The sequence below is a fragment of the Naumannella halotolerans genome, assembly GCF_004364645.1.
Lineage (GTDB): Bacteria > Actinomycetota > Actinomycetes > Propionibacteriales > Propionibacteriaceae > Naumannella > Naumannella halotolerans.
Genome location: NZ_SOAW01000001.1, coordinates 2,061,992 through 2,074,662, shown reverse-complemented (window position 1 = coordinate 2,074,662; position 12,671 = coordinate 2,061,992). Strand labels below are relative to the sequence as shown.

Annotated in this window: 12 protein-coding genes; 6 read left to right on the top strand and 6 right to left on the bottom strand. The window is 67.7% G+C overall.

The genetic code is table 11. The features are described 5' to 3' along the window. Positions 1–28: 28 nt before the first annotated feature. The 4 genes from CLV29_RS09660 to CLV29_RS09645 form a co-directional block, all read right to left on the bottom strand. A complete protein-coding gene (locus CLV29_RS09660; protein ID WP_133754681.1) occupies positions 29–1,486 on the bottom strand; it encodes an NAD-dependent succinate-semialdehyde dehydrogenase in 1,458 nt (485 codons plus the stop codon). 86 nt (positions 1,487–1,572) lie between these two features. Continuing rightward, the gene (locus CLV29_RS09655; protein ID WP_133754680.1) at positions 1,573–2,424 is read right to left on the bottom strand and encodes a class II fructose-bisphosphate aldolase; all 852 of its coding nucleotides are present in this window, start codon (positions 2,422–2,424) and stop codon (positions 1,573–1,575) included. Positions 2,425–2,456: 32 nt separating this feature from the next. After that, on the bottom strand, positions 2,457–3,443 hold the full coding sequence (locus tag CLV29_RS09650) for a 1-phosphofructokinase family hexose kinase (protein WP_133754679.1): 987 nt from the start codon (positions 3,441–3,443) through the stop codon (positions 2,457–2,459). 55 nt (positions 3,444–3,498) lie between these two features. Beyond that, complete coding sequence (locus CLV29_RS09645; RefSeq protein ID WP_133754678.1) at positions 3,499–4,626, bottom strand: GNAT family N-acetyltransferase; 1,128 nt, start codon at positions 4,624–4,626, stop codon at positions 3,499–3,501. A 101-nt stretch (positions 4,627–4,727) separates the two neighbouring features. Between CLV29_RS09645 and CLV29_RS09640 the strand changes: the two genes are divergently transcribed. Further along, a complete protein-coding gene (locus CLV29_RS09640; protein ID WP_133754677.1) occupies positions 4,728–5,102 on the top strand; it encodes a DUF1707 SHOCT-like domain-containing protein in 375 nt (124 codons plus the stop codon). Positions 5,103–5,106: 4 nt separating this feature from the next. Here the strand turns inward: CLV29_RS09640 and CLV29_RS09635 are convergent, their stop codons facing one another. Further along, entirely contained in the window at positions 5,107–5,673 is a 567-nt protein-coding gene (locus CLV29_RS09635) for a VOC family protein (protein WP_133754676.1), read from the bottom strand. Between the two features lie 105 nt (positions 5,674–5,778). Beyond that, the gene (locus CLV29_RS09630) at positions 5,779–6,723 is read right to left on the bottom strand and encodes a glucosamine kinase nucleotide-binding domain-containing protein (protein WP_133754675.1); all 945 of its coding nucleotides are present in this window, start codon (positions 6,721–6,723) and stop codon (positions 5,779–5,781) included. Between the two features lie 76 nt (positions 6,724–6,799). On the opposite strand from CLV29_RS09630, the gene CLV29_RS09625 reads away from it, so the two are divergent. The 5 genes from CLV29_RS09625 to CLV29_RS09605 all read left to right on the top strand — a co-directional run bounded on the left by CLV29_RS09625 (position 6,800) and on the right by CLV29_RS09605 (position 12,553). Beyond that, on the top strand, positions 6,800–7,921 hold the full coding sequence (locus CLV29_RS09625; RefSeq protein ID WP_133754674.1) for an isochorismate synthase: 1,122 nt from the start codon (positions 6,800–6,802) through the stop codon (positions 7,919–7,921). Between the two features lie 167 nt (positions 7,922–8,088). Continuing rightward, a complete protein-coding gene (locus CLV29_RS09620) occupies positions 8,089–8,973 on the top strand; it encodes a GTP-binding protein LepA (protein WP_133754673.1) in 885 nt (294 codons plus the stop codon). Between the two features lie 408 nt (positions 8,974–9,381). Beyond that, positions 9,382–10,731 (top strand): ABC transporter substrate-binding protein, encoded by a 1,350-nt coding sequence (locus tag CLV29_RS09615; protein WP_133754672.1) that lies wholly within the window; start codon positions 9,382–9,384, stop codon positions 10,729–10,731. Continuing rightward, entirely contained in the window at positions 10,728–11,669 is a 942-nt protein-coding gene (locus tag CLV29_RS09610; protein ID WP_133754671.1) for a carbohydrate ABC transporter permease, read from the top strand. Before CLV29_RS09615 ends, CLV29_RS09610 begins: the two co-directional genes overlap by 4 nt. Beyond that, positions 11,666–12,553 (top strand): carbohydrate ABC transporter permease, encoded by an 888-nt coding sequence (locus tag CLV29_RS09605; RefSeq protein ID WP_133754670.1) that lies wholly within the window; start codon positions 11,666–11,668, stop codon positions 12,551–12,553. Before CLV29_RS09610 ends, CLV29_RS09605 begins: the two co-directional genes overlap by 4 nt. Positions 12,554–12,671: the final 118 nt, after the last annotated feature.

Below are 12,671 nucleotides of genomic sequence, written 5' to 3'. Positions count from 1 at the left end.
ACGCCACCGAGGCGCGAGGGACGACGGCTCAGGGCTGCGGCATTGCGATCAGTTTCACCTCGAGGAACTCATCGATGCCCTCGCTGCCCCCCTCGCGGCCGAGACCGGATTGCTTGATCCCGCCGAACGGGGCCGCCGGGTTGGAGACGATGCCGGTGTTCAGGCCGACCATGCCCACCTCCATGGCGTCGCTGACCCGGAACGCACGGTTCAGGTCGGTGGTGAACAGGTAGCCGGCCAGGCCGAAGGGGGTGGCATTGGCCAGCGCGATGGCCTCCTCCTCGGTGTCGAACGGGACCACCGCCGCCACCGGACCGAAGATTTCGGTGCTCATCAGGTCGGATTCGCTGCTCACATTCGACAACACCGTCGGGTTGTAGAAGAAGCCGTCCCCCTCGGGTCGGTCACCGCCCACCTTCACCTCGGCGCCACGCTCCACGGCGTCATCGACCAGCTGCACCACCTTGTCCAGTGCCTTCTGCTCGATCAGCGGGCCGACACCGACGCCTTCGGTGGCTCCGTCGCCGACGGTCAGTGCCCTCATCTTCTCGGCCAGCCGGTTGCTGAACTCCTCAGCCACCCCCGACTGCACGTAGATCCGGTTGGCCGCGACACAGGCCTCGCCCATGTTCCGCATCTTGGCCGCCATCGCGCCGCCGATCGCCACATCCAGATCGGCATCGTCGAAGACCAGGAACGGCGCATTGCCGCCCAGTTCCATGGAGGTCCGCATGACATTGTCCGCGGCCTGCTTCAACAGCTGCTTGCCCACCGGGGTGGATCCGGTGAAGCTCACCTTTCGGGCCCGCGGATCGGTCATCCAGGCGGTGACCACGTCCCCCGGATCGGTGGTGTTCACCACGTTCAGCACCCCGTCGGGCAGTCCGGCCTCGGCCAGGATCTCCACCAGGGCCAGTGAGGTCAGCGGGGTCAGTTCGGCGGGCTTGAAGACCATCGTGCAGCCGGCGGCGACGGCCGGGCCGATCTTCCGCGTACCCATCGCCAGCGGGAAGTTCCAGGGGGTCACCAAGACGCAGGGGCCCACCGGTTGCCGCTGCACGAAGTAGCGGGTCTTGCCGTCGGGGGCCAGCAGCTGATCGCCGCTGATCCGTACCGCCTCCTCGGAGAACCAGCGGAAGAACTCCGCACCGTAGGCGACCTCACCCTTGGCCTCGGCCAGCGGTTTGCCCATCTCGGCGGTCATGATCGAAGCGATCTCGTCGGTCCGCTCGGTGATCAATTCGAAGGCGCGCCGCAGGATCTCGCCGCGTTCGCGGGGGGCTGTGGCCGCCCACTCGGCCTGTACCGCCACGGCCGCGTCCAGGGCTGCGGTCGCATCGGCCGCGGCGCCGTCGGCGACGACGGCCAACACTTCCTCGGTGGCCGGGTTGACGACATCGAAGGTGGCGCCGCTGCGAGCAGGCACCCACTGCCCGTCGATGAACAGATTGGTGTTGAGCTTGCTGACCGCTGCCGGCGTTGTCATTGATCCTCCGATTGATCGACTGCTACCCGACCACGGTACTCCGGGCCACCGTGGCCGACACCGGCGGGAGTACGGCGAACGGCCCCTCAGGCCCCGCGGAACAACCGGAGCAACCGGGCGGTCTCGGCAGCCATGGCGATACGTGCCGGACCCAGGTATTTGCGGGAGTCGACCAGGCCCGGATCCTCGCTCAGGCTCCGGCGGATCGAGGAGGTGAAGACCTGGTTCAGGTGGGTGGAGACATTGATCTTGGTCATCCCGGCTGCGATCGCCGCGACCAGGGTCGCGTCGTCCACGCCGGAGGAGCCGTGCAGCACCAGCGGTACGCCGGCCGCATCGCGTAGGCGGGTGATCAGCTCCAGGTCCAGTACCGCATTGCGTTCGGTCATCGCGTGGCGCGACCCGACAGCCACCGCCAGGGCGTCGACCCCGGTCTCGGCGACGAATACGCGGGCCTGTTCGGGGTCGGTGAGCACCCCCGGCTCATGGGCGCTGCGTCCCGGCAGGTCCTTGCCCGCGACCTCACCGAGTTCGGCCTCCACGCTCACCCCGCGCTCATGGGCCAGGGCCACCACCCGCTGGGTGGTCGCCAGGTTGGCCTCATGGGGGAGTCGGGAACCGTCGTACATCACCGAACCGAAACCGCCCTCGATCCCGGCGATTGCCAAGGACTCGTCCTCGGCATGATCAAGATGGAGTGCCACGTCGACAGCGGCCTGCCGGGCGATCTCGGAGGTGGCGGCGAGGATCGGGGTCAACTGTCCGCCATGGTACTTCACGCAGTTCTCCGAGATCTGCAGGATCACCGGCAGCCCGGCATCCTCGGCCCCCGCGACCAATGCCTCGGCCGACTCGAGGTGGATCACGTTGAAGGCGCCGATGCCCACGTTCTGCCGGGCTGCGGCATCGATCAGTTCCAGTGTGGGACGAATGGGCATGGGAACTCCTGGCTGAGATCGGTCGGCGCAGATCAGATGATCTTGTGCGGAAGGGTTTCGGTGCTGACGGTGATCGATTCCGGTTCGGCGAGTGGGCCGAGGTCTCCGGCGAGCGGGGCGAGCACCGCCGCCGACGACCACTGCACGGCGAGCCGGACCAGGGCATGATCATCGAGGCCGTCGGCCAGACCGACCGCGGCCGCGGCCACGGCGGCATCCCCGGCACCGGTGGGATTGCCGCTCAGTCGTTCCCCGGGGCGGGCGGTGGTGACGACCTCGGATCCCTTGGTGAACAAGGAGATCCCGTCCGGGCCGCGGGAGATCAGCGCCCGGGCCCGGGGATTGGGGGACAGCTGCAGCAGTGCGGTGGCGGCCGTCAGGTGATCGGTGGCATCGGTCGCCTGCATCGCTTCCTCGGCGTTCGGCTTGATCAGGTCCGCGCCCGCGCGTACCGCGTCGAGCAGGGCGCTGCCGGAGGTGTCGATGATGCACGGCGCACCGGCATCGTGGGCGTAGCGGGTGAACTGGGCGAACAATGACGAATCGGTGCCCGGCGGAAGGCTGCCGGCGATGACCACCACGGCCGGTGCGTACCGGGCGATGCAGTCGCGTACCCGCAGGTCGAGTTCCTCGGCCTCGGCCGTCGTCGGCGCGCTCCCCGGTTCGTTCAGCACCGTGACCTGATCGGCGTCGGCATCGACCAGGGCGATCGAGTTGCGGGTGTCGGCGGCCACCGCGACCAGTTCGGCTCCCACTCCGGCCTTGCGCAGTTCCTCGGCGAAGGCCGCGATCTGTGCCTGCCCGACCGGGGCCACGGCCACCGCCCGGTGCTGGTTCGCCGCCACCACCCGGGCCACGTTGAACCCCTTGCCGCCGGCACGCCGTCGCGGTGGCTCGACCCGGTGCACCTCACCGGGAACCAGGCGTACCTGATAGGTGATGTCGAGGGCCGGATTCGGCGTCACGGTGAGGATGCCGCCGAACTGGTCGCGGCCGGCCGGTGCATGGGTACGGTTCATCGTCGCCGATTCTTCCAGACCCCGATCCGTGATCGGTCACGGATCGGACCGTGGCTCAGAACTGCCTGGCCCAGACGCTTTCCACGGCGAGCGGGCGGTAGCCCAGTGACTGGTTGATCTCCAGCATCCACCGGTTCTCCTCCGCATTCCAGGTGTGCACCCGCTGCAGCCGGTCGAACGCGGCGACCGCTGCCTGATGGTTGACCAGTTTGACCGCCAGGCCGAGCCCGTGGCCGCGATGGGAGGCCAGCACGAAGGTGTCGCCCTGGTGGGCGACCTGGGGACGGGACGGGAGTTGTTCGAGCACGGTGTAGGCGGCCAGCTCGCCGTCGGCGATCCGCTCGGCGACGGTGAACAGCACCACCGAGCCGGAGTCGGCCACCCGCTGGTCGGCGCGGCGTACCCGTTCGGCGTCCCAGATCTCCCGTTCCCTCGGCAACTCACCGGTCGGTACGTCGACACTCATCTGACTGCGCAGCGCTGCCAGCGGCTCGAGCAGGTCCTCGGGGGTGAACCGGGTCCAGGTCCGGAACCGGTAACCGGCGGTGCGCTCCCCGAGCGTGGACCACAGACCCTCGATGTCCACCGGCAGGTCCAGCACCGAGTGCCGTTCGGTCTGCTCCAGCCGATGACCGGTTGCGAGGGCGAACCGGGTGCTTGCGCTGTCGGCCGGCACCCGGCCGGAACCGGTGGCCGGGATCAGTGCCTCGGGATCGCCCGGCGCGGCCTCCCGCTGGGTGCAGTAGGTCATCGCCCGGGTACGTCCGGAGCGCGCGCCGAACTCCTGCGCCGCAGCCAACAAGGCCCGGCCGATGCCGCGTCGACGGCATTCACTGCGGACCTGCAGTTCGAAGTCGAGCAGGTCGGTGTCCTCACGCAGACGCAGGGAGCACATGACGTACCCGTCGATCCGGCCGGTCGTGAGGTGGCGGGCGATCAGCACGGTTCGTTCGCGATAGGGGGTCGGTGTCAGGTTGGAGGCCCAGACGTCGAGGTCGACGGCCAGGTCGTCGGTGCCCAGCACCTCGAACCACCCCGCAGCCTCCAGGGCGACCACCTCCGCCAATCCCGCCCGGTCGGTCGGATCCAGTTCGGCGATGGCGTAACCGGCCGGGGGGATCGCGGCGGAACCGGTTCGGCCGGGGACCTCGGCCTGCTGGTCGTCGTCTGCGCGGGTGTCCATCCGTGGAGCCTGCCGGTTGTGCCGCGGCCGGGCAACGGGTTTTCCCGTTGCCCGCAAGCGCACCCGATACGCGAAACCCGGCCGCTGGTTAGGCTTGGTCCATGAGCGCAGACCTGCCGATCTCGAGCAAGTACCGGAGCACACCGGCCAAACCGGTGGACACCGAGGAGCGCGAGCGGCTCGGTCGGCAGCTGAACGACGCCTTCACCCGGGGCGAACTCGACGCCGACGACTACCAGCACCGGCTGGACACACTCTACGGCGCCTCCACCTTGGGTGAACTGGTCCCGGTGGTCAGCGGCCTGGCGCCACTGGCCACCTTCGAGGAGCCGGAGATCGTCAAACAGACCGGCCGGCCCGGCGAGGTGGGTCAACCCACCGACGGGCGCCGTTTCGGGCTGGTCCTCTTCGCCGTGCTGGCCGCGGCCGTGGTCCTGTTGGTGATCCTCGGGGTGATCTTCCTCGCCGTACTCTGAACGCTCAGCGCTGCGGCGGTGACCAGACCTCGGACTCGGAGTCGGGTCCGTACCAGTGGCCGTTCGGCAGGGTCTGCAATTCGATCAGCCCGCCCCACGGCGGCCGGACGTAGACACTGCCATTGCCCGGAGTGTCCTCATGCCGGGAGTTGTCGTGGACCTCGGACAGGGCCTGCCCGCCGGCGGCGACGGCGCGTGCGAGCACCCCTTCGATGTCGTCGACCAGCAGCGAGATGTGGTTCCAGCCGAGGTCGGAGAGCCGGGCGGCGGGATGGCGGTCGTCGACCTCGATCTCGAACACCTCCAGGCTCGGTCCGACCCCGATCTGGATCATCCTCTGGCGGATGATCCGGGCGCCCTGCGGCAGACCCAGCTGCCGTTCGGTCTCGGCCCCGCTGCGTGCCTCATCGTCCAGGGTGAGACCGTCATAGGCGACCTTGGCGCCGAAGGCCTCGGCAAGGAAACGGGTGGCGAGGTCCAGATCGGGAACGGTCAGTCCGATGTGGTTGATGCCGCGGGGCAGCGGTCCGTGCTCGTCGGCGGCGGACTGCTGGGTACTGCTGTGGGGCATTGTCGGCTCCTGGTCATCGCCTCCGAGCGGGGGCACCTCCATCCTGCTCCGGTGCCCACGCCGAACCAACTCCGACGGCAGGTACGGCGAACGGCAGGTAGGAGCTCAGGAAGTCGCGGACTCGGGCGGGGTGCGGGTCGCGGCGCCGATCAGCAGCCCCAGGTGTGGAGCGGTGGTGGTCCCGCCGGCCAGCAGCAGGGCGCCGTCCAGCGCCGTACCCTCGGCATTCGTGACCGGCTGGCCGAGTGCCCCGGCGATCTCGTCCAGATAGACCTGATGGCCGGACAGGCCGCCGGTGATCGCATACGGTCCGGGACCGGACCGTTGCAGGACCGAGGCCAGGGCGTCGGCGGCGGACCGGGTCACCTCCAGGGCCCCGGGTTCTCCGTCCTCGGCCAGGCGCAGGACATCACCGGCGAAGGCCGCCGTGCTGCGTGCCGGCGTACCGCTGGTGGCCAGGGTCTGGTGCAAGCGGTCCAGGTCTCCGTAGCGTTCGGTGGCTGCGCCGACCAGCGGCCCGAGGTCGTAGTCGGCCTCCCGGGACGCCAGCACCCGGCGGAGTGCTTCGCGGCCGAGCCAGGCGCCGGAACCGTCGTCACCGAGCCAGGGGCCCCAGTTGCCGAGCTGTCGCAGCTCACCACCGGGCGACAGGGCGATCACCTCGGCCCCGGTGCCGACATTGGCCACGCTGCCGCTGCGGCCACCCAGTGCCCCGGCATGGGTGATCACCAGATCGCTCGTCACCTGGACGGTGGTTCCGGGAAGCTCAGCCTGCAGGCGGGTGGCGAGTTCGGCCGCCAGCTCCGGTTCGGCACCGGCCCCCGCGACACCGCAGACGAGCGATCCGGCCGGATGGCGCCGTTCGGCGGGCAACTGGTCGCGGGCGGTGAGGATTGCCTGCAGTGCCGCGGTCACCACTTCACTGTGTGCACCCTCGGAGTCGACCGCGTCGATCAACGAGGCGCCGCCTTCGCTGCTCACGACCAGCGGGCGGTCATCGACGACGGCCAGTCGGCATCCGGACCTGCCAAGATCAATTCCGCAGAACACCGATCAACGGTAACAGCGCGATCGGGGCGAACTCGTGGTTTCGCGCCCCGGTGCGCCGACGTGGAATGATCGAGGTGTGAGTCCTCCGTTCGCCCAGTTGCTGCACTGGCAGCGCGGGGGTGAACCGATCACCGGGTCCGGTGGCTGGCGTTTCGCGTTCACCGGGACGGACCGGCTGCGGCGGATGGATCGCGTCTGGCAGGCGCTGTTGTCCGCGCTGCCGTACTCACCCACGGCCTTCGTCAGTGCGGCCTTCGACGACACTTCGGCCTTGCCGAGTGTGCTGCGGCTCCCGGCTCTTCTGCGGCGTGACCAGGTCGAACTCGAACAGTCCGTCCCCTCGGAGCTTGCGGCGCAGCTGCTGGCTGCGGATCCGCAACTGCGGTTGGGGGAGCAGCCGTCGATGACGGCTCCGGGCTCCACTCCCACCAGGGCGCAGCATCGCCTGCTGGTCGAGCGGGCGCTGGCCGCGATCGAACGTGACCGGGTACGCAAGGTGGTGGTGGGTCGAGACGAGTTCGTCCCCGCCGACCCCGAGGTCTGTGGTCGGGCGCTGGAGGCGCTGGCCGCGGCCTATCCCGATGTCTGGACCTTCGCTGTCGACGGCCTGCTCGGGGCCACCCCTGAACTGCTGCTGGCTCGCACCGGGGAGCGGTTCCGGACCCGGGTGCTGGCCGGTACCGCCCGGGAGCCGGGGGTGCTGGTCAGCGACGAGCGTCGGGTGAGCGAACACCGGCTGGCGGCCGATCCGGTGTTGACCTCCCTCGGTGAGGTGGCGGTCCTGGACGAAGTGCATCCCGAACCGCACCTGTTGGAACTGCCGAACCTGTGGCATCTGGCCACCGACATCGCCGGACGGGTCCTCGACCCGGCCGTCAGTCCGCTGGCGCTGGTCGACCGTTTGCACCCGACACCAGCGGTGGCCGGCGTGCCGCAGCAACCCGCGGTGGCCTTGATCGAGGAACTGGAGTTCCGCGATCGCGGCCGCTACGCCGGGCCGGTCGGCTGGTTGGACGGTGAGGGCAATGCCGAGATCTGCCTGGCCCTGCGCTGCGGACAGCTCGAACCCGGTGGGGTGCGCCTGTATGCGGCAGGCGGGATCGTCGCCGGCGCCGATCCGGAGTGGGAGTACACCGAGACCGAGGCGAAGCTGGAGCCGATGCTGGACGCGCTGCGCCCCGGACGATCCGATTCCTGAGCGGATTCTGCCACTCGATCGCTCAAGCGGCCCGTCGGCGGCCGATTCGCTCATCGAGTGGCGGATTCTGCTCGCGAACGCCGTCCGAATGACCCGCTGCCGAGGTCGGGCCGGCTGTGACTGAGGTAACCCTAAGACGCGGTCGGAGGTCGACTACAGTCGGTGGCATGGCACGCCGCCGGATCACCGACACGATTTTGATGGACCACGTGAGCAAGTTGGGCGATGAGCATCCGCCGATCCTGTTGGAGACCGTGGATCGGACGGTGAAGCGACCGGAACTGGTCGCCCGGGACTACGGGCACATCTTGGACTACCTCGCCCGGGTCGAGCTCGAGGTCGACCGCAATGTGTTGGAACTGCTGGTGCTGCTGCCCGAGGTCAGCGAGGTCGACCGCTACTTCTACGCCGACGTCTGGCAGCCCCAGGAGATTCAGCACGGGCTGATCCTGGACCGGCTGCAGACCGATCTCGGTCTGCAGCCGTCGGAGCCGATGTTGGAGGTGCAGATGAGCATGAAGATGCTCGGCGCACTGGCCCACATCGAGCCGATCCAGGAGGTGGCCCGGATGATGTACTACCTGACCGGAGCGGCCACCGAGCGGCAGGCGGTGCTGGCCTACAACGCCATGACCAAGGGGATGCAGCACCTCGGTGAGGAGGCGATCGCCGACACGATCATCGGTCAGATCAAGCGCCAGGAGCCGGGCCACTTCGCCTTCTACAAGATGTCGGCGGAGCTGATGGTGCAGGACGAGGTGTTGAAGCCGTGGCAGTTGTGGCTGATCCGGCAGCTTCGTCGCTACTCCTACGGAGTCGTCGGGACCAACCAGAAGAAGCAGTACGCCGCCGATGCCGGCGGTCTGATGGTCGGGTTGGGCTTCGCCGATGACATGGAGGCCTATGCCCGGGAGATCTCCCGGGTGGAGAAGGCGGCGTTGTTCGCCAATGTGAAGGGCCTGGACTTCCCCTCCTATGTGCTGAAGGCGCTGCGCGAATCGGTGGAGATGTACCGGGAGCGTGGCGGTCTGGGTGAACGGGTCGTTCCCTGATCACCGGTTGACATCGATCTCCGGACGGGTCGTGCCTGGCCACCGGTGGGTCATTCCCGGATCCTGACGGCACCTGATCCTGACGGCGCCCGTCGCTCTCGGGTGGTCCGCAACCGGTGTGCCGTTCGCGAAGGTGCACAGTTCCCCCACAGCTCTCGGACAAGGGTTTCGCAGCATCGGCTGCTGCAATGGCTTGGCGTGGGAGGTCGGCCCGGTGAGCGCTGCATCCCCGTGTCCCCGCAGCAGCCCGGGTCGGCCTCCACGTGATCTTCGGCCGTTGTAGAGCCGGAGCCCCGTTTCGCACCGCGCAACGCTCGTTCCCCCTCGCGCAACACAGCCTGTTTCGCTAGAGTCGGTCCCCTCATGGACGAGAACGGCCCCCGTGTGGACCGTGGACGGGATGTGAAGATGAAGAAGGTTTTCCCGGTTCTTCTGGCCGGGGCCGTGCTCACCACCTCCGGATGTGCCGGTTTCGGCCGTCTGGGGGAGCAGGCCGGTGTCACGACGATCACCGTCGCCACGGTGAACAACTCCCAAATGCAGGACATGTCGGAGCTGATCGATGATTTCGAGGCTGCGCACCCCGACATCCGCGTGAACATGTTGTTCATGGAGGAGAACGATCTCCGGGCGGCGATCACCAAGGATGTCGCGACCGGTGGCGGGCAGTACGACGTGATGACCGTCGGCTCCTACGAGGTGCCGATCTGGGGGCAGAACGGCTGGCTTCGCGACCTCACCGATGATCTTGGAAGTGACCCCGATTACGACCTGGATGATCTGATCGGTCCGATCCGGGAGGCGGCGAGCTACGAGGACCGCCTCTACGCTGCACCGTTCTACGGCGAGTCGTCGTTCCTGATGTACCGCAAGGACATCTTCGAAGAGCTCGGACTGCAGATCCCGGACAACCCGACCTGGGACGAGGTCGCCCAGTTGGCCGAACAGGCGAACGCACCCGAGGAGGGCCGGGCGGGCATCTGCATGCGTGGCAAGCCCGGCTGGGGTGAGACCGGCGCCGTGCTCGGCTCCATGGTCAACACCTTCGGTGGGCAGTGGTACGACATGGAGTGGAATGCCACGGTGAACACCGGCGGTTTCGCCGAGGCCACCAATTTCTACGTCGATCTGGTCCGCAACGCCGGTGAGGCCGATCCGGTCTCCTACGGATTCACCGAGTGCCTGAACCTCTTCGGTCAGGGTGGGGCAGCCATGTGGTACGACGCCACCTCGGCCGCCGGGCAGTTGGAGTCCGACGATTCCCCGGTCCAGGGTGAGGTCGGATACGTACCGGCGCCGGTGGTCGAGACCGAGCAGGCCGGATGGCTGTGGTCGTGGAACCTCGGCGTGAACGCCGCCTCGACCAAGCAGGAGGCCGCAACCGAGTTCGTGAAGTGGGCGACCAGCCCCGAGTACCTGCAACTGGTCGGCGAGGAACAGGGATGGTCCAACCTGCCCCCGGGTACGCGTGAATCCACCTACGAGCTGCCGGAGTACCAGGAGGTGAGTTCGGCCTACGGTCCGCTGACCGAACAGGTGATCTCGGAGGTCGATCCGGCCCATCCGGGTGTGTTGCCGCAGCCGTGGGTCGGTGTGCAGTACGTGAGCATCCCCGAGTTCCAGGATGTCGGCAACCAGGCGACGCAGGCCTTCGCCGATGCATTCGCCGGGCGGAAGACCACCGCTGAGGCACTCGATGAGGCACAACGGATCGCCGAGCGTGGTGCCGCCCAGCAGCGACAGGAGACCGGACAGTGACAGCGACCGAGGTTGATCAACGGCCGGATTCCCGGCCGTCGACGAATGAGTCCCGCCATACCGAGGTCGAGGCCTCGCGGCGATTCGCACGCAAGCTGCTCGCCCCCTCGCTGGTGGCGTTGATCCTGATCACCCAGATCCCGTTCCTGGTGACGATCTACTACTCCTTGCAGCAATGGAACCTCTCCCGGCCCGACATCCGGGGTTTCGCCGGGCTGAGCAACTACGTCGCGGTCTTCACCAATGGCTACTTCCTGCCGTCGGTCTGGGCGACGATCAAGATCGTCGGCGGATCGGTGATCGTCTCACTGCTGCTCGGGCTGGTGATGGCGCTGCTGCTGAACCGCGAGTTCTTCGGTCGGCCGGTGGCGCGAACCCTGATGATCACCCCGTTCCTGGTCATGCCGGCGGCGGCCTCGTTGGTTTTCAAGTGGTCGCTGTTCAATTCCGAGGGTGGCATCGTCAACTGGTTCATCGGCCTGTTCGGGATCCCCCCGGTGGCATGGAACACCGACCATCCGGTGTTCAGCGTGATGATCGTGATGATCTGGCAGTACACGCCGTTCTTCATGTTGCTGTTGCTCGCCGGTCTGCAATCGCAGGACCGGGAGGTGCTGGAGGCCGCCGATGTCGACGGGGCCGGGGCGTTCCGCAAGTTCTTCTTCATGACCCTGCCGCATCTGCGTACCTATGCAGAGCTGGCGGTGCTGCTGGGCACGATCCTGATGCTGCAGTTGTTCGACCCGGTGAACATCATCACCAAGGGTGCCGGTGGTACGAAGACTCTGCCGTACCTGCTCTACGAGCGTGCCTTCATCGGTCAGCAGGTCGGTGAAGCCGCCGCCTACGGTGTGGTCACCGTCGTCCTGATCATCGTCATTGCGACCTTCGCGCTGCGGAAGGTCTTCCGTGTCTTCACCGAGGAGGAGGGCCGATGACCGCTGTCGCCGAACCCACCAGGACCAACGAGATGTCGTCTGCTTCGACTGCCCGCACCGGGCGCAAGGGCGGATTCAGGATCGGTGGTCTCGCGCTGACCGTGCTCACCTGGTTGCTGGTGCTGTTTTTCTTCTTCCCGGTCGGCTGGACGATCTTCACCTCCTTCAAGTCCGAGGCCGCGGCGGCGTCGGCGACGCCGTTGATCTTCACCCCGCTCAGCTTCGAGCAGTACGCCGAGGTGTTCCGGCGAGGAATGGGGTTGTACCTGCTCAACTCCGCCGCCGTGGCGGTGCTGTCCACCGTGGTGGTGATGGCGCTGGCGATCCCCGCGGCCTATGCCTTGTCGGTACGCAAGGTGCGGCGCTGGACCGATGCACTGTTCTTCGTGATCTCCACCCGGTTCATGCCGTTCGCCGCGGTGATCATCCCGATCTTCCTGCTCCTGCGGGAGCTCGGCCTGCTGGACAACCTGACCGTGCTCGGGGTGCTCTACGTCGGAATGAACCTGCCGCTGGCGATCTGGATGATGCGTTCGTTCTTCGACGAGGTGCCGGCGGCGATCGTCGAGGCGGCCCATGTCGACGGCGCCAGCTACTGGAAGGAACTGTGGCGGATTGCCTTCCCGATCGTCGCTCCCGGAGCGGCGGCGGCTGCGCTGATCTGCTTCATCTTCGCTTGGAACGAGTACTTCCTGGCCCTGTTGCTGACCTCGGTCACGGCAATGACCACCCCGCCCTTCCTCGGGTCCTTCGTGGACGGGCGCGGGCAGTTCCTGGCGGTGCTGAGCGCCGCGATCACAATCGCCATCATCCCGGTGATCATCGCCGGCTGGGTCGCGCAGAAGCGCCTGGTCGCCGGCCTGGCCATGGGTGCGGTCAAATGATCAACTGATCCATGCACTGGCAGGAGTGTCGGTGAGGGAGATGATGGTCCGTCGAGCGAGCGGTCGTCCCGGGTGGCGGCCGCTCGTGGCGTCTGCCCGCCGGACAGCACCAGGTCGC